Here is a 21785-nt window from a genome sequence, read left to right on the forward strand (position 1 = left end):
CCGGGTGGCGGTCGGCTTGCTCCTTGCGACTAGCATGGGATCGCCTGACGCAACTGTCGGGTTCAGCAGCAACGACAAGGAGCGACCGTGAAGTTTCAGGTCAACCGCGATGTGTTCAGCGAAGCAGTGTCCTTCGTCGTCAAGCTGCTGCCCCAGCGCAACCCGCAGCCGATCCTGGCCGGTGTGCTCATCGAGGCCGGCGACCAGGGACTGACCCTGTCGGCCTTCGACTACGAGGCATCCGCGCGTACGACCATCGAGGCGACCGTCGACGAGCCGGGCACGATTCTCGTGCACGGCCGCCTGCTCTCGGACATCGCGAGCCGGCTGCCGAACGCCCCGATCGAGATCGCGGTCGAGGACGACGGCGGCATCGCGGTCACCTGCGGCTCAGCGCGCTTCACCCTCGCGGCCATGCCCGTCGAGGAATATCCCTCCATCCCCGAGGTCTCCGGCTCGACGGGTGTCGTTCCGGCGGAGGACTTCGGTACTGCGATCGCCCAGGTGGGCTTCGCCGCGTCCCGCGACGACGTCACCCCCGTGCTCACCGGCGTTCAGCTCGAGGTCTCGGGCACCAACCTCAGCCTGGTCGCCACCGACCGCTACCGCGTCTCGCTGCGCGACGTACCGTGGGACGGCGAGGGCGCGGAGCAGACCGCACTCGTCCCGGCACGGACGCTGACTGAGGTCGGTAAGACGTTCGGTCACGCCGGCACCATCGAGGTCGCGTTCTCGGGCGCCGGCGACCGCGAGATCATCGCGTTCACCGCCGGCAACAAGACCGTGACTTCTCTCCTGATCAAAGGCAATTTCCCGCCGGTCCGCCGGTTGTTCCCCGAGCAGACGGACCACTACGCGGTCATCAACACCGCCGACCTCATCGAGGCCGTGCGACGTGTCGCCCTGGTGCTCGACCGCTCCGCCCCGCTGCGTTTCACGTTCTCCGCCTCGTCCGTGACCATGGACGCCTCGGGCAGCGAGCAGGCCCGCGCCTCCGAGTCGGTAGACGCGCACCTGAACGGAGGCGAGGAGGTCACGCTCGGCCTGAACCCGCAGTACCTGCTCGAGGCGCTCGGCGCTGTGAAGAGCGAGTTCGTGCGCGTCACGTTCACGTCGTCCGACAACGCCAACAAGCTGAGCCCGGTGCTGGTGACCAGCCAGACCTCGGTCGATCAGGCGGGCCTGGACTCGTTCAAGTACCTGCTGCAGCCGAACCTGCTGCTCCGGTGACGCTGGATCCGCTGACTCCGGAGCTCGCTGCCCGGATCGTCGCGCGCGACGAGCAGGCCGGCGACGCCTGGCATCCGGACTACCCGTTCGACGACGAACTCGTCCCGTTGCGCATGCTGGCAGGTCAGGATGCCGCGGATCCGGTCTTCACGCTCTACGCGATCCGCGACGTCTCCGGTCTCGCAGTAGGAGGCTTCGGCTTCTTCGGCCCGCCGGACGAGTCCGGCACGGTGGAGTTCGGCTACGGCCTGATCGCCGCCGCGCGTGGCAAGGGCCTCGCAACGGAGGCCGTGGCCGAGGGTCTCCGCATCGCGGCATCCCATGGCGCGCTCCGCGCGATCGCCGACACCGACCTCGACAACCACGCGTCCATCCGTGTCCTCGAGAAGTCCGGCCTCGCCGAGACCCACCGCTCCGCGACGAAGGTCTACTTCGCGAAGGCCCTGTGAGGTCGGACTCTTCGGTGCACTGAGACCCGTTTCGTCTCGATCCTCCGTCGCTCGCTCAACGACCGAGGGGTGCCGCAGCCAGGGTCTCCACACCCCAATACCTCTTCCCCGCCCAGAGCAATTGCGGATCCTCCAGAAACATGAGCGGGAGCGAACGTTCCCGGAACGAGCATCGGGAGGGGCCCGCGAAGCGGGAAGGAACCCGCTTTGCGAGTGCAGGGAACGTTCGCTCCCGCTCCCCCGTGTCCCCACCCCCAGATAGGCTGTCCCAGTGATTGTGGAGCACCTGAACCTGGTCGACTTCCGCAATTACGCGACCGCAGACCTCACCTTGCACAGCGGCCCCAACGTGCTCGTCGGCCGCAACGGTCAGGGCAAGACGAACCTCGCCGAGGCCATCGTGTTCCTCGCGACCCTCGGCTCGCATCGGGTCTCCTCCGACGCGCCGATGGTCCGCGACGGCCACGAGTTCGCCGTCATCCGGGCCCGCCTCGGGCACGCGCAGCGCAAGGTGCTCGTCGAGGTGCAGCTGAACCGGCAGGGCTCCAACAAGGCCCGCATCAACGGGTCGCCGTCGAAGACCAATGAGCTGCCGCGCTACGCGCATGTCGTCCTCTTCGCACCGGAGGATCTGCAGATCGTCCGAGGAGATCCGTCCGCCCGGCGAAGGTTCGCCGATCAGCTGCTGATCCAGCGCACTCCCCGGATGGCCGGGGTGCTGGCCGACTACGACCGGGTGCTGCGCCAGCGCACCGCGCTGCTGAAGTCCGCGCGTGCCCGTGGTGTCCGCGGCGAGGGGCTGAGCACGCTCGACGTGTGGGACGACAAGCTCATCGTGCTCGGATCGGAGATCATCGACGCCCGCATCCGCCTGGCAGCCGATCTGCAGCATCCGCTGGCCGACGCGTACGCGACGATCGCCGGGGCGGATCACAAGCCGGAACTCGACTGGGCGCTGTCGGTGCGTGGCGGCGATCTGGAAGAGGATCCCACACGGATCCTGAGCGAGCGGAGCGAGACGAAGGACGAGGGTGATCAGCGCGGCGAGATCGCGGAGCTGTTCCGCGCGGCGCTGCAGGCGAAGCGAGCGAGCGAGCTGGAGCGCGGGATCACGCTGGTCGGCCCGCATCGCGACGACCTGGTGCTGCGCATCAACGATCTGCCGGTGAAGGGCTACGCGTCGCACGGCGAGTCGTGGTCGGTTGCGCTCGCGCTGCGGCTCGCGTCCGCCGAGCTGCTGCGCGCGGAGTCGCCTGCCGGCGATCCGGTGCTGATCCTGGACGACGTGTTCGCCGAGCTGGATGCCGACCGGCGACGGCGTCTGGCGGAGATCACCGCGGGGTACGAGCAGGTCGTGGTCACGGCGGCGGTGGAGTCCGACATCCCCGAGGTGCTGCATCGGCACGTCGTGCGCATCGAGGCCGGCACGATCACGGATGAGCGGGACCCTTCGTCTCGCTCCGCTCGCTCAGGGACCGAGCGCGATGACTGATCCGGAGACCCCCGAGACGCCGGAGACCGTTGCCACCTACCTGCGGCTGCGCGGCCTGAAGCCGAGCTCGAAGAACTGGAAGCGCAAGAAGCGCATCCGCGATGACGACGACAACGCGCCGTTCACGCCGGGACGGGATCCCGGGGCGCTGGGTTCGATCCTCGACAAGCTCAGCCGGGACTCCGGCTGGGAGAAGACGCTCGCCGCGGAGGACCTCGTGCGGCAGTGGGGCGAGCTGGTCGGCGCGGAGACGGCGAAGCACTCCGAGCCTGTTTCCCTGCAGCACGGGATGCTCACCGTGAAGTGCGATTCCACGGCCTGGGCGAAGAACCTGCAGTACATGCGCGCGGTCATCATGACCGAGATCGGCGAGCGTTATCCGGATGCCGGCGTCATCGACGTCCGGTTCATCGGTCCGGACGTTCCGAGCTGGAAGTGGGGACCGCGGACTGTCCCTGGACGGGGTCCACGGGACACCTACGGGTAGGTCACCGTGAGACGACCTCGACACGCTCAGAACGCCACACACGGCCGCTGAGGCCCATTCGACCGTGGAAAACCGCTAGAATGGGAGCTCGAGATATCGATCTGGAGATTGCCCTCTGATGACGCCTGAACTCCCTGAAGACGCGAACGACCCTTCGACCACCTCAGGGACGCCAGACGGTGGATCCGCTGCGGCCGGGCAGGTGCCAGGCGAGTACGGTGCGGACTCGATCCAGATCCTCGAGGGTCTCGAGGCCGTGCGCAAGCGCCCCGGCATGTACATCGGCTCGACCGGCCCCCGCGGCCTGCACCACCTCGTGCAGGAGATCGTCGACAACTCCGTCGACGAGGCGATGGCCGGCTACGCCGACACCATCACGGTGACGCTGCTCGCCGACGGCGGCGTGCGCGTGGTCGACAACGGCCGCGGCATCCCGGTCGACCCGCACTCCTCCGACCCGACCAAGTCCACCGTCGAGGTCGTGCTGACCATCCTGCACGCCGGCGGCAAGTTCGGCGGCGGCGCCTACGCCGTCTCCGGCGGCCTGCATGGCGTCGGCTCGTCGGTCGTGAACGCGCTGTCGACGCGCTTCGAGGTCGAGGTCAAGCAGAAGGGCCACGTCTGGCGGCACCTCTTCGCCGACGGCGGCGTTCCGCAGCAGGGGCTCGAGAAGGGGGAGGAGACCACCGAGACCGGGACGACGATCACGTTCTGGCCGGATGCGTCGATCTTCCAGGAGACCGTCGAGTTCGACTACGACACCCTGCGCAGCCGCTTCCAGCAGATGGCGTTCCTGAACAAGGGCCTGCGCATCAGGCTGCACGACGAGCGCCCGTCCGCGGCCGAGGAGGTCGAGGTCGAGGGTGTCACCGTCACCAGGCAGCGCAGCGATGACTTCCACTACGAGCGCGGACTCGTCGACTACGTCGAGTACCTGAACAAGGTGCGTCATGCCGAGGTCGTCAACGACGAGGTCATCGACTTCTCATCGGAGGACACCGCGCGCAAGATGTCGGTCGAGATCGCCATGCAGTGGACCACCTCGTACACCGAGAACGTGTTCACCTACGCCAACGTGATCAACACCCACGAGGGTGGCACCCACGAGGAGGGCTTCCGCGCGGCGCTGACCACCCTGGTCAACAAGTACGCCCGCGCGAACAACCTGCTCAAGGAGAAGGATGACAACCTCTCCGGCGACGATGTGCGCGAGGGGCTCACGGCCGTCATCTCGGTCAAGCTCTCCGAGCCGCAGTTCGAGGGGCAGACCAAGACCAAGCTGGGCAACACCGAGGCCAAGGCGTTCGTGCAGAAGATCGTGAACGATCAGCTCGGCGACTGGTTCGAGCGCAACCCCGCACAGGCCAAGAACGTCGTGCGCAAGGCGATCGACGCCGCGACCGCGCGCCTCGCGGCCCGCAAGGCACGCGAGACCGCGCGTCGCAAGAGCGTCTTCGAGTCGGCCGCGATGCCGGACAAGCTCAAGGACTGCACGAGCAAGGATCCGTCCATCAGCGAGATCTTCCTCGTGGAGGGCGACTCGGCCGGCGGCTCGGCCGTGCAGGGCCGCGACCCGCACACCCAGGCGATCCTGGCGCTGCGCGGCAAGATCCTCAACGTCGAGCGCGCGAGGATCGACAAGGCGCTGGCCAACAAAGAGGTCCAGGCGATGATCCAGGCCTTCGGCACGGGCATCGGCGAGGACTTCGACATCGAGAAGGCCCGCTATCACAAGATCGTCCTGATGGCGGATGCCGACGTCGACGGCCAGCACATCGCCACGCTGCTGCTGACGCTGCTGTTCCGCTACATGCGCGGACTCATCGAGGCGGGCTTCGTCTACCTGGCGATGCCGCCGTTGTACCGCCTGAAGTGGACCAACTCGCCGCACGAGTACGTCTACACCGACGAGGAGCGCGACGCGCTGCTGAAGTTCGGCAGCGAGAACGGCAAGCGCCTCCCGAAGGACGCCGGCATCCAGCGCTACAAGGGTCTCGGCGAGATGAACCCGAAGGAGCTGTGGGAGACCACGATGGATCACACCACCCGCACCCTCAAGCAGGTCACCATCGACGACGCGGCTGCGGCCGACGAGATCTTCAGCGTGCTGATGGGTGAGGACGTCGAGTCGCGACGCACCTTCATCCAGCGCAACGCCAAGGACGTCCGCTTCCTCGACATCTGACGCGTCGCTCTTCGCTCGCACGACGACCGGAATCTGAAAGAACAACATGACTGACGAAGAACGCCCCGACCCGGCCGACCTGCACAACCACGGCCGGATCGAGCAGGTCGACCTGCAGACCGAGATGCAGAAGTCGTATCTCGACTACGCCATGGCGGTCATCGTCGGGCGTGCGCTGCCCGACGTGCGCGACGGCCTCAAGCCCGTGCACCGCCGCGTGATCTACGGCATGTACGACGGCGGCTACCGCCCGGACAAGTCGTTCTCGAAGTGCGCCCGCGTCGTCGGCGAGGTGATGGGTCAGTACCACCCGCACGGTGACACCGCGATCTACGACACCCTTGTGCGCCTGGTGCAGCCGTGGGCGCTGCGCTACCCGCTCGCACTCGGCCAGGGCAACTTCGGCTCCCCCGGCAACATGGGCGCCGCGGCCCCGCGATACACCGAGACCAAGATGGCTCCGCTCGCGCTCGAGATGGTGCGCGACATCGAAGAGGAGACCGTCGACTTCTCGCCGAACTACGACGGCCAGACCCAGGAGCCCGACGTCCTGCCGGCGCGGTTCCCGAATCTGCTCGTCAACGGCTCGGTCGGCATCGCGGTCGGCATGGCGACCAACATCCCGCCGCACAACCTGCGCGAGGTGTCCGAGGCCGCCCTCTGGGCGCTCGAGAACACCGAGCTGCCGCGCGAGGAGCTGCTCGAGGGCCTCATCCGCCGCGTTCCCGGTCCGGACTTCCCGACCGGTGCGCAGATCCTCGGCACCAAGGGCATCCAGGAGGCGTACCGCACCGGCCGCGGCTCCATCACGATGCGTGCCGTGGTCGAGGTCGAGGAGATCCAGGGGCGCACCTGCCTGGTCATCACCGAGCTGCCGTATCAGGTCAACCCCGACAACCTCGCGGTGAAGATCGGCGACCTGGCCCGCGACGGCAAGATCTCCGGCATCGCCGACATCCGTGACGAGTCCTCCGACCGCACCGGTCAGCGCCTGGTCGTCGTGCTCAAGCGCGACGCCGTCGCGAAGGTCGTGCTGAACAACCTGTACAAGCACACGCAGCTGCAGGAGAACTTCGGCGCCAACATGCTGGCGATCGTCGACGGCGTGCCCCGCACGCTGGCGCTCGACGGGTTCATCGTGAACTGGATCGAGCACCAGATCGACGTCATCGTGCGGCGCACGAAGTTCCGCCTGGCCAAGGCCGAGGCGCGCATGCACATCCTCGAGGGCTACCTCAAGGCGCTGGATGCCCTGGACGAGGTCATCGCCCTGATCCGCCGCTCCCCCACCGCCGAAGAGGCGAACACCGGCCTGCAGAAGCTGCTCGACATCGACTGGGATCAGGCCGACGCCATCCTCACGATGCAGCTGCGTCGCCTCGCGGCGATGGAGCGCCAGAAGGTCATCGACGAGGCGGCCGCTCTCGAGCTCAAGATCGCCGACTTCAAGGACATCCTCGCCACCCCGGCCCGTCAGCGCGGCATCATCCACGACGAGCTCACCGAGATCGTCGAGCGGTTCGGCGACGAGCGTCGCACCCACATCCTGCACGGCTTCGACGGCGACATGTCGATGGAGGACCTCATCCCCGAAGAGGAGATGGTGGTCACCGTCACCCGCGAGGGCTACGTCAAGCGCACGCGCAGCGACAACTACCGTTCGCAGCACCGCGGCGGCAAGGGCGTGAAGGGCGCGCAGCTGCGGGCGGATGACGTGGTCGAGCACTTCTTCGTCACCACGACCCACCACTGGCTGCTGTTCTTCACAGACAAGGGCCGGGTCTACCGCACCAAGACCTACGAGATCCCCGAGGCCGGCCGCGATGCGAAGGGCCAGCACGTCGCCAACCTGCTCGCACTGCAGCCCGACGAGAACATCGCGCAGATCCTCGACATCCGCGACTACCAGGCCAAGGAGTACCTGGCGCTCGCGACCGTCGGCGGAACCGTGAAGAAGACCCGCCTCACCGACTACGACACCAACCGTCAGGGCGGCGTGATCGCGATCCGCCTGCGCGAGGGTGACGAGCTGGTCAGCGCGATGCTGGTCGACAGCACGGACGACATCCTGCTGATCAGCCGGAAGGGGATGTCGGTGCGGTTCAACGCCACCGACGAGGCGCTGCGCCCGATGGGTCGCGCCACCGAGGGCGTCCGTGGCATGAAGTTCAAGGAAGAGGACGGCCTGCTCTCGGCATCCGTCGTCGACGAGGACTCCTACGTGTTCACCGTCACCGACGGCGGCTACGCCAAGCGCACCAGGATCGAGGAATACCGCGTCCAGGGACGCGGCGGAACCGGCATCAAGGTGGCCAAGCTCAACGACGATCGGGGCGTTCTCGCGGGCGGTCTGATCGTCTCCGAGGACGACGAGGTCTTGGTGGTTCTGTCCAGCGGCAAGGTGGTACGCTCTGCCGTGGCCGAGGTGCCCGCCAAGGGCCGCGACACCATGGGTGTCCTGTTCGCCCGCACCACCGACGACGATCGGATCCTCGCCATCGCCCGCAACACCGAACGCGGACTGGCAGAAGAGGATGAGGCGGACACCGACCCCGAGGCCCCTGAGACCCCGACCCCCGAAGAGAGCCAAGACGCATGAGCACCGTAGCCGACAAGCTCGCGAAGAAGTCCACCCGCAAGACCGGCGGCAAGCAGGTCCGGCTGCGGCTGGTCTACATCGACTTCTGGTCGGCTGTGAAGCTGTCGTTCCTCGGCGCCGTCGCACTGGCGGTCGTCACCATGGTGTCGTTCTTCCTGATCTTCCTCGTGCTGCAGTCCACCGGCGTCATCACGCAGGCCGGTGAGTTCCTGGCCGGCTTCACCGACGGACAGGTCAACCTGGAAGAGCTGATCGGACTGCCGCAGGTCATGGCGTTCGCGGCCGTCGTCTCGATCCTGAACCTCATCGTGTTCACGGTGCTGGGGGCGGTCGTGGCGGGGATCTACAACGTGGCGGTGAAGGTGACCGGCGGGCTGCTCGTCGGGTTCATGTCGAACTGAGCTTGTCTTCTGGAAGGGCGGATGCTGCGAGGCATCCGCCCTTTCTCGTTGTCGGGTCCTGAGCGAGCGAAGCGAGACGAAGGGCGGGGGCGCGGGGTGAGGTGTTGCGGGCGTCGCGGGGTGAGGTGTTCCCTGCACTCGCAGAGTGGGGTGGGGCGCGGGCGGGGAGGTTCCCTGCGCTCGCAGAGAGGGACCCTCCGTTAGCAGGAGCGGGCAAGCCCGCTCCTGCTAACGGCCCCTCCCTATGCTCGCTCCGGGAACCTCCCCGCCCGCTTGAGCTTTTGGACTACGTGACCATCCGGTCGTTGAGCGAGGAGCGCAGCGACTGAGACGAAACGCGGTGAGGCGCCCGCCGAAGGGTGGTGGGGCTGGGGAACGGGGCGTAGCGTAGGGAACGTGACGTTTCTTATGGTGGTGGGACTGGATGAGGCACGGGGTCTCTCCGTGGTCGGGGGGAAGGGCGCGAACCTCGGGGAGATGCTGCGGGCGGGGCTGCCGGTGCCTGGCGGGTTCGTCGTCACGACGGACGCGTATGCGGCCGCGACGGAGGCCGTGGGGTTGACCGATCGGGTGGCGGAAGCGGAACCGACGGAACTGCGGCGGATGCTGGAGGGGGCACCGATACCGGAGGAACTGCGGGATGCCGTGGCGGAGGCCTACGCGAAGCTGGGGGCGGACGTGGCGGTGGCGGTGCGGTCGAGCGCGACAGCCGAAGACCTGCCGGGTGCCGCCTTCGCCGGACAGCAGGACACCTACCTGAACGTCGTCGGAGTGGACGACGTGCTCGACGCGGTGCGCCGATGCTGGGCCTCACTGTGGACCGACCGGGCCGTGTCGTACCGGCGGGAGCGACGCGTCGATCCCGCCGGAGTGCGCATCGCCGTGGTCGTGCAGCAGCTCGTGGACTCGGAAGTCGCCGGAGTGATGTTCTCCGCCGACCCGGTCAGCGGACGCCGCGACCGCATCATCGTGGACGCTGCCGCGGGTCTGGGGGAAGCGGTCGTCTCGGGCATGGTGACCCCGGAGCACTACGAACTCGACGAGGACGGCGCCGTGCAGAAGTGGACGCCGGGCCGGGCGGATGTCGTGATCAGGACGGACTCCGGTGGCGGCATCCGTCACGACACCCCGGCGCCGACCGGCGGACGCCTGCTCAGTGCGAGCCAGCTCGCGAAGCTCGCCGGCTATGCCCGGGCCGCGGTGACGCACTTCGGCCGGCCGCAGGACATGGAGTGGGCGATCGCCGACGGCACCGTGCACATCCTGCAGGCCCGACCGATGACGGCCCTGCCACCCGAACCGCGCCGGCTCAACCGGCGCGAGCGCGTGCAGAGCATGATCTTCAGCGAGTACCTTCCGGTGCGTCCGTATCCGATGGACGTGACCACCTGGCTCGGACGGGGCCCGGCCGACATGATGCGGCAGATCACCGTGTACTTCGGCATCCGCGGGGCATTCACCGACTTCCTGGTCGAAGAGGACGGCGTGGTCACCAGCTTCGTCCCGCCGCACATGCGGCCAGGACCGGCGATCCTGCTCACCCCGTTCAAGGTCATCCGCAAGGCGCTGCGCTTCCACCCCGAGGACGCTCCGGACGACCCGCGCCTCGCACAGCTGCTGAGCAGCGCCGACGAACTCGACGCGCTCCCGCTGCCGGACCTCAGCTGGCCCGAGCTGCTCCGCGTGCCAGAGCGCGCCCTCGCCCTGATGGATCTCAGCCGCGACATGCGCATCGACTACCTCCCCGGCACGGCGATCGCCGTCATCCGGCTCGGCCTCGTGACAACCCTGCTCGGCCGCCGCGAACTGCTCGCCGATCTCACCGGCGGCGCGCCGACGCGCACCGCAGCATCCGAACGCGCCCTCGCCGACATGGCCGGGACGGTACGGAAGGATGCTGCGCTGCACGAGCTCTTCGCGTCGAAAACCCCGGCCGAGATCGTGTCCGAGCTGAACCGGTTCCCCGCGTTCACCGCGGCGCTGGACGCCTTCCGGCACGACTTCGGACGCAAGGAGACGGCGTCCCCGCTGCTCGTCAGTCCGCCGACGCTCGCGGAGTCGCCGGACGTCATCGTCGGCATGATCGCCGGATTCGTCGACAGCCCGCCGCAGGACGACCGCCGGTCACGCTCCGACGACGCGTTGGTACGGCTGCTGCGGCATCCGCTCCTCCGGCCGAAGCGGCTGCAGAAGGCCGCACGGCACTGGGTGCGCGCCGCCCAGGCCGGCGTCGCCTACCGCGAGGACAGCCACTTCTTCTTCACCGCATCACTGCCCGCGCTGCGCCGCGCACTGCTCGAGATCGGACGTCGGATGCAGGACGCCGGGGTGCTCGATGAGCCGTTCGACGTGTTCCACCTGCGCTGGGACGAGGCGTCAGCCATCCCCGACGTCGCGATGATGAACCCGGCGACCGTGGCACGGCTCCGGGGTCTGGTCGTCGCGCGCGCCGCGAAGAGAGCGGAACTCGCCGGCATCCCGGTGGTCGACGTGCGCGACGTGTTCCGTCGCGAGAACGGAGCGGATGCGGCGGTGAGCGGCGCCCCCGCCGGCGGAGGAACGGCGACCGGGCCCGTGCGCATCATCCGCGATGCGGCCGACTTCCACCGGCTGCAGCAGGGCGACATCCTGGTCTGCCCCTACACGAACCCCGCCTGGACGCCACTGTTCCTGCGCGCCGCGGCCGTCGTCGTCGACACCGGATCGATCGCCTCCCACGCCGCCATCGTCGCCCGCGAGTACGGACTGCCCGCGGTCATGGGAACGGGCGACGGCACGACCGTGCTCATCGACGGCGAGACCGTGACCGTCGACGGGACCACTGGCCGGGTGACCCGTGGCTGACACCCGGCGACGCGGGGACGCGCTCGTCCGCGCGATCCACGCGGCCGTGCTGGCGGAGCTCGCGGACGTCGGGTACGGCGGGCTGACCATGGAGGGCGTGGCAGAACGCGCCGGTGCAGGCAAGGCGTCGCTGTATCGGCGCTGGGGCTCGCGCGCGGAACTCGTGCGCGACACCGCGTACGCGCAGATGCGGGACACCGAGGGCGTGCCGGACACGGGGAATCTGCGCGACGACCTGTGCGCGCTGCTGAGGCGGACGGCGGAACTGCTGGCGGGGCCGTTGGGCGAAGCGATGCGGGGAGTGCTGTCGGAGGCGCTGGCTGATCGAGGCGGCATGGAGGAGCTGTCGCGGGGCATGGGGCGCGAGATGATGCGCGAGGTTGTTCTCCGGGGCGTGGAGCGCGGGGAGATCTCTGCTGAGGCTGTGACGGAATTGCGCCTGGATGTGGGGCAAGCGGTGCTTCGGGATCGGCTGTTGTTCCGGGGGATTCGGGATGTGGATGTGGCGGAGATCGTTGATTCGGTGCTGATGCCGGTTTTTCGGTCTGCGTAGGGTGGTCCTCGCTGCTCGGGGCGCGGGGCCAGCGGGCCCCTTCCAATGCTCGTTCCGGGAACACCTCGCCCCGCTCGTGTTTCTGGGGGAGGCATATCCCATTGGGGTGAGGTAAGGGGATGGCTAGGTACAGGGAGGTGCTTCCTCACCGGGTCCTGAGCGAGCGGAGCGAGACGAAGGGCGTGGCGCTACGCGATGCCGGTGGTGCCGAGGAGGGTGCCGATCAGCCAGGTGGCGACCAGAGCCAGGGCGCCGCCGACGAGGAGGCGCACCATCGCACGGCCGGGAGGCGCGCTGCCGAGCTTCGCCGAGATGAAGCCGGTCGCGGCGAGAGCGAGCAGCACGGCGACGAACGTGACGGGCACGCGGATCTCCGGCGGCGGCAGCAGGATCGCGAGCAGCGGCAGCAGAGCGCCCAACGTGAACGCGACCGCCGACGAGATCGCGGCGTGCCACGGGTTCACGAGATCGTCCTGGTCGATCCCGAGCTCGACCTCCAGGTGAGCGGCGAGAGCGTCGTGCTCGGTCAGCTCGACCGCGACCTGACGCGCGGTCTCGGCGGTCAGCCCGCGCTGCTGATACAGCTGCGTGAGCTCGTCGAGCTCCTCCTCCGGCATCGTGCGCAGCTCGTGCCGCTCCTTGGCGATCAGGGCGCGCTCGCTGTCGCGCTGGCTGCTCACCGAGACGTACTCGCCGAGCGCCATCGAGATCGCACCACCGACCAGGCCGGCGAGACCCGCGATGAGCAGTGCCCCGTTGTCGGTCGTGGCGCCCGCGACGCCGACGACGAGCGACGCCACTGAGACGATGCCGTCGTTCGCGCCGAGCACTCCGGCACGCAGCCAGTTCAGGCGCTGGTTGACACCGCCGGTGTGCGGCTCGTCCTCATGCGGAAGATCGGGAGCGCTCATGCCCCCAGTGAACCACGCCGCTTCGCGCCGGGCGGCGAGCACAGTAGGGAAAACCCGAAACGACGACTCCGGCTGCCTCGGTGTCGGCATGAGCCGCGCCTGCGTAGCTTTGATGCCATGACCACGAATCCGACTCCTCTGGCTCCGCCCCCGGCGGGCGTGACGCCGGGGACCCCCACGCCGCCGGCATCCGTCGCCGAGCGACCCAAGCCGCCGCTGCGCATCTTCATGACCGTCCTGCAGCTGGCCGGCCTCGGCGTCATCGGCGCCGGTGTGCTCACCGCACTCAGCAGCCTGCTCGCCGCCGGCCTCGCCACGGTGCTCGTCTTCGGTGTCGGCCTCGTCATCCTCGTCGGCCTGGTGTACGCCCTGTTCGGCGTGGGCTGGTTCGAGGTGGCCCGCGCCGACGGCCTGTACGGTCTCGGGGTGTCGAACCTGAAATGGCGGGCGCAGACCCGGCCCGGCTTCGGCGGCTGGCTGCGGACGCTGCTCCGGCAGGCCGTCGACGGCAGTATGTGGCGGGCCGTCGTGAACTTCACTCTCGCCTGCATCGCCGGCGCCATCGTGCTGCGCCTGCTCTGGAGCGGCATCGTCTGGGCGATGGTCGCCTTCGGCCCGCTGACCGGATCCGAGACCATCCAGGGCCCGTGGGGCGGCAGCTTCCTCACCTCCTGGGCTCCGCTCGCCGGCATCCTCGGCGGGGTCGTCTGCGCAGCGGCGATCGTCGGACTCGCGCTGCTGCACCGCGTGCTGACCCGCGCGCTCATCGTCCCCAGCCGCGAGGCCGAGCTCACCGAGCAGGTGCGCACGAGCAGCGCGCAGCGCGAGGGCGCCGTTCGCGCCGCGGACGTCGAACGCACCCGCATCGAGCGCGACCTTCACGACGGTGTCCAGCCCCGGCTGGTCTCGGTCGGGATGACGCTGGGCCTCGCCCAGCAGAAGATCGACACCGACCCCGCGGCCGCGAAGGAGCTCATCGCCGAGGCGCACACCTCGACGAAAGCCGCCATCACCGAACTGCGCCAGCTCGCCCGCGGCATCCACGCCTCCGTGCTCGACGACCGCGGCCTCGACGCCGCGCTCTCGGCGCTGGCGAGCCGCTCGCACATCCCGGTGCAGCTTGACGTGCGGCTCGAGCCCGGCTCCACCGGGGCGAAGAGCGGATGCCGCGACGCAGAGGCCGCCGTCTACTTCGCGATCGCGGAGTCGTTGACCAACGCGGCCAAGCACTCCCGGGCCAGCGAATGCCGTGTCGTGGTGCGCACCCGTGAGGGCGGCGTGCTGTGGGCACGGGTCGAGGACAACGGCATGGGTGGCGCCCAGGTGCAGCCCGGCGGCGGCCTGGACGGCATCTCGAACCGGGTGCTCGCCGCCGGCGGCACGTTCCGGCTGGACAGCCCCGCGGGCGGCCCGACCGCACTGGAGGTGACGGTGCCATGCGCGTCCTGATCGTCGAGGACTCCGTGCTGCTGCGCGAGGGCCTGGTGCGGCTGCTCGAAGACGCCGGCCATGAGGTGGTCGCCGCCCTTCCCGACACCCACGAACTGACCGATGCCGTCGCGGAGAAGGACCCGGAGCTCTGCATCCTGGACGTGCGGCTGCCGCCGACGTTCACCGACGAGGGCATCCGTGCGGCACTGGGCCTGCGGGCAACCGACCCGCAGCTCCCCCTGCTCGTGCTGTCGCAGTACGTCGAGGAGCGCTACGCGTCGGATCTGATCGCCGCCCAGGGTGGATCAACAGGGGGCGGGCCGCTCGGCTACCTGCTCAAGGATCGGGTGGCAGACGTCGCGGAGTTCGTCGAGACCGTGCAGCGGATCGCCGACGGTGCGACCGTGCTCGACCCCGAAGTCGTGGCGCAGTTGCTCACGCGCCGCAACCGCGACGAGCGGATGCTGCGGCTCACCGATCGCGAGCGCACGGTGCTCGCCCTGATCGCCGAGGGCAAGTCGAACCAGGCGATCGCAGGGGCGCTGTACCTCAGCGAGGCGAGTGTCGAGAAGCACATCACCTCGATCTTCCAGAAACTCGGGTTCGAGCCCGACGAGTCCGGCAACCGCCGGGTGCTCGCAGCGCTCGCCCACATCGAGAATCAGGGTGAGAAGCCCAGCACAGGAGGAATCCGATGAGTACGACGAAGGCAGGGGTCGGGGCGATCACGATCGTCACCGCGGTGATCGGCGGTGTGGCGATCGCCGGCACCGCGGCATCCGCCGCATTCGCGGGCGCGAACCAGCTGGTGACCGGACCGACCTCGACGTCCGCCGGTGTCGCGGACGTGACGGCGTTGAACCTCTCGGTCGACGCCGCCGACGTGCGCGTCGAGTTCTACGACGGCGCCGAGGCCCGGCTCGAGAGCGACAGCGGAGACCTGGACGGCTGGCGGCTGTACCGTGACGGCGACGAGCTGAAGGTGCGCAGCCCCGACCGCGGCTGGAGCTGGTTCCTGCCGGACTGGTTCCAGGACTCCGAGACCGTCACGCTGCTGCTCCCCGACTCGTTGAGCGGGATCGACGCCGAGTTCGACGTGCAGGCCGGAGCGCTGCGCGTGGACGGCGAGTTCGACGAACTGGATGCCACCGTCAACGCGGGTGCGCTGAACCTGGACGGCTCGGCGAAGACGGTGGACGCCGAGGTCAATGCCGGACGCGCCGACATCGCACTCGCGGATGTCCGTGAGGCCGAGTTCACGGTCGCTGCCGGACGACTCACCGCGGACCTGTCCGCGGTGCCCCGCGAGGTGTCGCTGGACGTGTCGGCCGGCGAGCTCACGCTCACCGTTCCCGACGACGTGTACAGCATCCGCCGCAACGTGTCCGCGGGTGATCTGAACAGCGATCTGCAGGAGTCCTCGAGCTCGTCCAACCGCATCGACGCGTCGGTCTCGGCGGGTACGGCGAACCTCCGCGTGGGCGACTGATCGGAGAGGTCGGCCTCGATTCGGATTTTCCGGCTCCGTCCGGTAAAGTCTTTGAGGTTGACGGGGCTATAGCTCAGGCGGTTAGAGCGCTTCACTGATAATGAAGAGGTCCCAGGTTCAAGTCCTGGTAGCCCCACACTCCGCTCGCGGATACCCCGCGGGAATCCTCCCGCTCGGGGCCTTAGCTCAGTTGGTAGAGCGCCTGCTTTGCAAGCAGGATGTCAGGAGTTCGAATCTCCTAGGCTCCACAGTCAGAACCGGTCAGGCAGCAAGCCTGGCCGGTTCTTGTTTCGGGGCGTCGCGCTGTCGGGTCGGTTCCCCACCACTGCGGTGACTCGGTAGACCGGGAGCCTTCCCGTCGGTAACGTGAGGCTCGCCACAACGAGCGTGGCCACCCAGGGCTGCGCCGGGCTCTATGTATGGAGCGTGACCACCATGAGATCAAAACGCATAATCCCCGCTGCGTTCGGCTCGCTAGTTCTCGCCTTCGCGGTCGTCGCCGGAGCGAATGGAGGTTCCGCATCTGCGGCGCCACCGGACACACAGCCAGGTGGGCCGTGGGGCGAAGGGAACAGCCTGAGCGGCGTCGCCTCCTATGAGGAGATGTGGTCGACCCTGCAGAAGCTGGAGGACAGCGGAGCGATCGACCTCGAGGCAGCGCCCTATCAGAGCAATCTGGGGCGGGACATCCCTGTCGTGACCATCGGCGACGGCCCCGTTCCGGTGATGTTCATAGCCAATCAGCACGGCGACGAGTTCATGGTCAGCCGCGGAATGATGGATCTGATCCAGCAGGTCGCCGGCAACAACAGTCCGCAGAACCAGGCGATCCGTGACGCGTTGACGATCACCATCGTGCCGCGCGTCAATGTCGACGGCTTCGACGGCGATGTGACCGACGCACGGGAGAACACCACGCCGTGGCGCCAGAACTGGGATCCGACCTGTGAGGTCGGATGCGACTTCTGGGCCGCCGGCCGCGGCTACGACATCAACCGCTACCACTCCTATGGAGCGACGCCGCAGGACAACCCCTACGTCGCGGGTGAGGACACGCTCAACGAGGTGCCCGAGGCGATGGCGATGCGCACCCTGTGGGACGAGCGGCAGCCGGTGCTGATGGTGGACTACCACCATCAGGGAACGTACGTCGACGATGACGGACGGATGATCACCGGATCGATCATGTGGCCCAATGCCGTCGACACCGCCGCTGAACTCGGAATCAGTGACGAGTTCGCCCAGACGGTGACCGCCTCTCAGCGGGCGGCCTCGGTGATGCTGCAGGCCGTCGACAAGTACGGCTACGCGAACATCACGCGATACCCCAGCACGTCGACACCCGGTATCGCTCGGAACGCCTACGGCCTGCTCGGCTCGGCCTCAGTGCTGTTCGAGCTGCGCGGTGGAATCGGCCAGAAGTCGGCCGGGTACATCGCCAAGACCGCGAGCGTGACCGGCTACGAGCTGCTGAAGTCGGTGGCCGACGGCTCGTGGGAGACCGCCGACCTCTCGGTCATCGAGAACATCCGCGAGCGCGGTGACGCCGTGTCGCACGAGTAGCGAGTCCGTCTCGATCAAGGACTCCGCCCGGCGTGCCCGTTCACTCCTCGGTGAGTGAGCGGGCACGCCTGCAGAACCACGGTCAGGCTCCCCCGGCGGGCGTGAGTGCGTGCGGCGTGGTGTTGAGGTTCACGCAGCCGTCGGCCGTGACCACGACGATGTCCTCGATGCGGGCGCCCCATTCGCCGGGGAAGTAGATCCCGGGCTCGATGCTGAACGCCATGCCCTCACGCAGCGGCAGCGCGTTGCCCGGTGCGATGTACGGCTCCTCGTGCGTGGTCACACCGATCCCGTGGCCGGTGCGATGCAGGAAGGCATCGGCGAGCCCCTCCGCGGCGAGCACGTCGCGGGCGGCGGCATCCACCTGTTCGGCGGTGACCCCGGGGCGTACGGCGTCGACGGCGGCCTGCTGAGCGCGCACGAGCACGGCGATCCGCCGTGCAACCTCGGCGTCGGGCGTGCCCACGACATAGGTGCGCGTGCTGTCCGAGTTGTACCCGGAGGGCACGGCGCCGCCGATGTCCACCACCACGATGTCGCCGTCCTGGATGACGCGGTCCGACACCTCGTGATGAGGGTCGGCGCCGTTCGGCCCTGACGCGACGATCACGAACTCGACCGTGCGGTGCCCCTCCTCGACGATCGCCGCGGCGATGTCCGCCGCGACTTCCCTCTCTGTGCGGCCGGGGTGCAGCCAGCCGGGCACTCGACGATGCACGGCGTCGATGGCATCGCCGGCGCGGCGCAGTTCGGCCACCTCTGCGGGGTCCTTGATCATGCGGCTCTCCCGCAGCACGGGCGTCGCGAGCTCCGGGCGGGTGTCCAGGCGCTCGGTCAGGGGGATGACGTGCAGAGCGGGAAGCGCATCGGCGACAGCGAAGCGGGTACCCGCGCCACCCATCGCAACGGTCACGAGTGCGTAGGGATCCTCGCCGTCCACCCAGTCCGCCACCCGCAGCCCGAGTGCGCCGACGGCGGTGTCGCGCACCTTCGCGAGCTCCATGCGCGGCACGACGATGGTCGGGTCACCGGCTGCGGGGATCACGAGCGCAGTGAGCCGCTCGATCGTGTCGCCCTCGACGCCGGCGAGATAGGTGAGGTCCGCACCGGGGCCGACGATGATCGCGTCGAGGCCGGCCTCCGCGGTCAGAGCGCGGGCGCGGTCGAGGCGGGCGGCGTACACGGAGGCGGGGAACGGAGTGCTCACCGCTCCACGCTACGTCGCTGCGCGGGCGGCCGCTACGATCGATCGATGACCAGGAGCGCGATCATCTTCCACGGCACAGGCGGGCGTCCGGATGTCGCGTGGTACCCGTGGCTCGACGAGCGGCTGACCGAGCGCGGGTATCAGGTCGAGCGCCCCGCCTACCCGCGCATCAACGTCGATCCGATCGCGGAGTTCCTGCCGGGCGTGCTCTCCGCGCACCATTTCGACGCAGAGACCGTGCTGATCGGGCACTCGGGGGGAGCCGCCATGCTGCTGGCACTGCTCGAGCACCTGGAGAAGCCTGTGGCGCAGTCGATCCTGGTCGCCGGATACGCCACCAGGGTGAACGAGTCCGAGGAGCCGGTGCTGCAGGCCGCCTACGACTGGGACCGGATCCGCGCGAACGCCGGAGACCTGTACTTCATCAACTCGGTCACAGACCCGTACGGGTGCGACGCGGATCAGGGGCGGCTGATGTTCGACCGCCTCGGGGGCACGCAGATCGTCCGCGACGAGGGGCACTTCGGTGACTACGACCAGCGGTACGACACGTTCGAGCTGGTGAACCGGCTGATCCCGTGAGCCCTGCCCGCGGTGTTCGGGCGCCAGTAGGGTGACTCGTATGAGCAGCATCGCCGTCGTCGGACTCGGAGCCATGGGGCGCCCTATCGCCCGCAACTTCCTCGCGGCCGGGCATGAAGTCATGGTGTGGAACCGTTCAGCCGAGCCTGTCGCGGAGCTGGTCGCAGAAGGCGCCCGTGCGGCGGCGACCGTCGCCGAGGCTCTGGAGGTCGGCACCGTGTTCTCGCTGCTGTCGAACGATGATGCGGTCGCGACGACGTTCCTCGACTCGGGTGTGCTGGATGGCGCCCCGGCGGACGCGGTGCACGTGAACCTCGCGACCGTCAGCACGGCCCTCGCGCGCCGCGCGACCGAGGTTCATGCCGCGAACGGCATAGGCTATCTGGCCGCGCCGGTGTTCGGCAGGGTGCCGGTCGCCGAGGCAGGTGATCTCAACGTTCTGGCTGCCGGTCCCGCCGACCTCATCGACCGGGTGCAGCCGTTCTTCGACGTGATCGGCTCGCGCACCTGGCGACTGGGGGATGCGCCGGAGCAGGCGAACCTGGTGAAGATCCTCGGCAACTACCTGATCGCCGCGGCCATCCAGTCGCTGGGCGAGGCCGTGAGCCTGGCAGAGGCCAGCGGCGTCGACGCGCACCAGCTGGTCGAGCTGCTCACCAGCACGCTGTTCCCCGGTCAGGTGTATTCCTCCTACGGAATGCTGATCGCGGATCGCCGCTATCAGCCGGCGGGCTTCACGACCGAGCTCGGTCAGAAGGATCTGCGCCTCGCGCTCGACACGGCAGCGGAACACGAGATCCCGCTGCCGGTCGGCGAGTTGCTCCGGGCCGTCTTCGAGCAGGCCATCCGTGAGGGCCTCGCCCATGACGACTGGGCGTCGATCAGCGAGCTCCAGCCCCGCGCGGACTGAACCGGGCCGCGACCGCGACCACCAGTCCGATCAGCACCGCGGCGAACGGCACCCACAGAGCGCGTGCGTAGTCGGCGCTCCCGGGATCTGACCCGCCCGCGAGCAGCACGATCGTGACGATCGACACCCCGAGCGCGGCGCCGAACTGGAACCCTGTGTAGACGATGCCCCCGGCGACGCCGTGCTGCGCCTCGTCGACGCCCTCGACCGCCGCGGCGGTGAGCGGGCCGTAGATGAGGGCGAATGCCACGCCGACGAGCAGCAGCGAAGGCAGCAGGTCGAGGAAGCCGGCGGATCCGTCCAGCCGCAGGGAGAGCAGGAAGGCCGCGGAGATCGCCACGAGTCCGGCGATGAGCGTCGGCAGGTTTCCGAACCGGGCCGCGATCTTCGGCGTGAGGGTAGGTGCGATCAGCAGCTCCACGGCCATGACGGTGAAGCTCAGGCCGGTCTCCAACGGCCCCCAGCCCAGGTGCTGCTGCAGGAACAGCGTCAGCAGGAACTGCCAGGCGAAGAAGCCGCCGATGAACAGCATCCCGACCGCGCTCATCCACGGCAACCGGCCCTGGGTCATCACGCCTGACGGCACCAGCGGCTGCGCGACCCGTCGCTCGATCAACAGGAATGCGACGAAGAACGCGACGGAGAGAGTCAGCGCCCCGTATCCGAACAGGTCCGCAGGATGCTCGCCGACGGTGACCACTCCGTAAATGAACGACATCATCGCGGCCGTGAGCGTCACCGCACCTCCGACGTCGAAGCTGCCGCGCGGCGGCCGCGCCGCGGCATCCGATCGCGGGATGCTGCCCGCGCCGACCACGAGGAACGCGAGGGCGATGACGGCGGGGACGAAGAACACCCAGCGCCAACCGAACGACGTGATCACGCCCCCGGCGACGACCCCCAGATAGAAGCCGGCAGCGCCGATGGCGCCGTAGACGGCCAGCGCCCTGCCCCGCCGCTCCCCCTCCGGGAAGCTCGTGGTCAGCAGGCTGAAGCCCGCCGGGGTCATGAACCCGGCCGCCGCTCCGGTGACGAGTCGCACGGCGATCAGCATCCAGGACTCCTGGGCGAATCCGCCGAGCGCGGAGACGACGGCGAACACGGCGAGAGCCGCGAGGAACACTCGGCGGCGGCCGAGCAGGTCGGCCACGCGGCCACCCAGGATCATGAACCCGCCGTAGGCGAGGACGTAGGCGCTGATGATCCAATGCGCCGAACCGGTCGCCAGGCCGATGTCATCGGCGATGCTGGGCACGGCGACGTTCAGCATGGCGACGTCGATGCCCTCCAGGAACAGGGCTCCGGTCACGACGGCCAGTACGCCCCACGCCCCCTTCGTGGCGACAGCCTCCGGCACGGGCCGGTTCTTCAGATCAGTCACGTTCGTCTCCAGATCATGAATCGTTGACGGTTACCTCTTGTAACCTCGATCATGTTCAGTCACCATTGCGG

The 21785-nt window shown here is 68.7% G+C and carries 18 protein-coding genes and 2 tRNA genes; 17 read left to right on the plus strand and 3 right to left on the minus strand.

Annotation, left to right across the window (positions count from 1 at the left end; all coding sequences use genetic code 11):
• Positions 1-87 precede the first annotated feature (87 nt).
• From dnaN to GON06_RS18045, 9 genes are all read left to right on the plus strand, one after another.
• Positions 88-1230 (plus strand): DNA polymerase III subunit beta, encoded by a 1143-nt coding sequence (gene dnaN / locus GON06_RS18005; RefSeq protein WP_332837703.1) that lies wholly within the window; start codon positions 88-90, stop codon positions 1228-1230.
• The gene (locus GON06_RS18010; protein WP_332837704.1) at positions 1227-1679 is read left to right on the plus strand and encodes a GNAT family N-acetyltransferase; all 453 of its coding nucleotides are present in this window, start codon (positions 1227-1229) and stop codon (positions 1677-1679) included. The genes dnaN and GON06_RS18010 overlap by 4 nt, the downstream gene beginning before the upstream one ends.
• Positions 1680-1950: 271 nt before the next feature.
• Positions 1951-3171 (plus strand): DNA replication/repair protein RecF, encoded by a 1221-nt coding sequence (gene recF / locus GON06_RS18015; protein WP_332837705.1) that lies wholly within the window; start codon positions 1951-1953, stop codon positions 3169-3171.
• Positions 3164-3658, plus strand: coding sequence for a DUF721 domain-containing protein (locus GON06_RS18020; RefSeq protein WP_157313689.1), 495 nt, complete (start codon positions 3164-3166; stop codon positions 3656-3658). The genes recF and GON06_RS18020 overlap by 8 nt, the downstream gene beginning before the upstream one ends.
• Positions 3659-3776: 118 nt before the next feature.
• On the plus strand, positions 3777-5843 hold the full coding sequence (gyrB, locus tag GON06_RS18025) for a DNA topoisomerase (ATP-hydrolyzing) subunit B (protein ID WP_157313690.1): 2067 nt from the start codon (positions 3777-3779) through the stop codon (positions 5841-5843).
• Between the two features lie 46 nt (positions 5844-5889).
• Positions 5890-8442, plus strand: coding sequence for a DNA gyrase subunit A (gyrA, locus tag GON06_RS18030; RefSeq protein WP_157313691.1), 2553 nt, complete (start codon positions 5890-5892; stop codon positions 8440-8442).
• Positions 8439-8843, plus strand: a complete 405-nt coding sequence (locus GON06_RS18035) for a DUF3566 domain-containing protein (protein WP_157313692.1) — start codon at positions 8439-8441, stop codon at positions 8841-8843. Before gyrA ends, GON06_RS18035 begins: the two co-directional genes overlap by 4 nt.
• Positions 8844-9239: 396 nt before the next feature.
• On the plus strand, positions 9240-11687 hold the full coding sequence (locus tag GON06_RS18040) for a PEP/pyruvate-binding domain-containing protein (protein WP_198346763.1): 2448 nt from the start codon (positions 9240-9242) through the stop codon (positions 11685-11687).
• Positions 11680-12240 carry a TetR/AcrR family transcriptional regulator gene (locus GON06_RS18045; RefSeq protein ID WP_198346764.1) on the plus strand — a complete coding sequence of 187 codons (561 nt, stop codon included), beginning with the start codon at positions 11680-11682 and terminating at the stop codon, positions 12238-12240. Before GON06_RS18040 ends, GON06_RS18045 begins: the two co-directional genes overlap by 8 nt.
• Before the next feature lie 188 nt (positions 12241-12428).
• Here GON06_RS18045 and GON06_RS18050 read toward each other — a convergent pair whose 3' ends face one another.
• Positions 12429-13151 carry a VIT1/CCC1 transporter family protein gene (locus GON06_RS18050; RefSeq protein ID WP_157313693.1) on the minus strand — a complete coding sequence of 241 codons (723 nt, stop codon included), beginning with the start codon at positions 13149-13151 and terminating at the stop codon, positions 12429-12431.
• Positions 13152-13268: 117 nt separating this feature from the next.
• Here GON06_RS18050 and GON06_RS18055 point away from each other — a divergent pair, with 117 nt between their 5' ends.
• The 6 genes from GON06_RS18055 (at position 13269) to GON06_RS18080 (ending at position 17634) form a co-directional block, all read left to right on the plus strand.
• Positions 13269-14600, plus strand: coding sequence for a sensor histidine kinase (locus GON06_RS18055; RefSeq protein ID WP_157313694.1), 1332 nt, complete (start codon positions 13269-13271; stop codon positions 14598-14600).
• Positions 14588-15280, plus strand: a complete 693-nt coding sequence (locus GON06_RS18060; protein WP_157313695.1) for a LuxR C-terminal-related transcriptional regulator — start codon at positions 14588-14590, stop codon at positions 15278-15280. The genes GON06_RS18055 and GON06_RS18060 overlap by 13 nt, the downstream gene beginning before the upstream one ends.
• Positions 15277-16071, plus strand: coding sequence for a DUF4097 family beta strand repeat-containing protein (locus GON06_RS18065; RefSeq protein ID WP_157313696.1), 795 nt, complete (start codon positions 15277-15279; stop codon positions 16069-16071). Before GON06_RS18060 ends, GON06_RS18065 begins: the two co-directional genes overlap by 4 nt.
• Positions 16072-16133: 62 nt before the next feature.
• Positions 16134-16207: transfer RNA gene (locus GON06_RS18070), tRNA-Ile, on the plus strand.
• Positions 16208-16246: 39 nt separating this feature from the next.
• Positions 16247-16319: transfer RNA gene (locus tag GON06_RS18075), tRNA-Ala, on the plus strand.
• Between the two features lie 355 nt (positions 16320-16674).
• On the plus strand, positions 16675-17634 hold the full coding sequence (locus tag GON06_RS18080) for a M14 family zinc carboxypeptidase (RefSeq protein ID WP_157313697.1): 960 nt from the start codon (positions 16675-16677) through the stop codon (positions 17632-17634).
• A gap of 82 nt (positions 17635-17716) precedes the next feature.
• On the opposite strand, the gene GON06_RS19145 is transcribed toward GON06_RS18080, so the two are convergent.
• Positions 17717-18841 carry a M24 family metallopeptidase gene (locus tag GON06_RS19145; RefSeq protein ID WP_332837706.1) on the minus strand — a complete coding sequence of 375 codons (1125 nt, stop codon included), beginning with the start codon at positions 18839-18841 and terminating at the stop codon, positions 17717-17719.
• 45 nt (positions 18842-18886) lie between these two features.
• Between GON06_RS19145 and GON06_RS18090 the strand changes: the two genes are divergently transcribed.
• Positions 18887-19423, plus strand: a complete 537-nt coding sequence (locus tag GON06_RS18090; RefSeq protein WP_157313698.1) for an RBBP9/YdeN family alpha/beta hydrolase — start codon at positions 18887-18889, stop codon at positions 19421-19423.
• A 40-nt stretch (positions 19424-19463) separates the two neighbouring features.
• On the plus strand, positions 19464-20333 hold the full coding sequence (locus GON06_RS18095; protein WP_157313699.1) for an NAD(P)-dependent oxidoreductase: 870 nt from the start codon (positions 19464-19466) through the stop codon (positions 20331-20333).
• Here the strand turns inward: GON06_RS18095 and GON06_RS18100 are convergent.
• Positions 20305-21714: an MFS transporter gene (locus GON06_RS18100; protein WP_332837707.1), complete on the minus strand. Its 1410-nt coding sequence runs from the start codon at positions 21712-21714 to the stop codon at positions 20305-20307. The two genes, GON06_RS18095 and GON06_RS18100, sit on opposite strands and share 29 nt — an antisense overlap.
• Positions 21715-21785: the final 71 nt, after the last annotated feature.

It is taken from the genome of Microbacterium sp. MAH-37, assembly GCF_009758255.1.
Classification (GTDB): domain Bacteria; phylum Actinomycetota; class Actinomycetes; order Actinomycetales; family Microbacteriaceae; genus Microbacterium.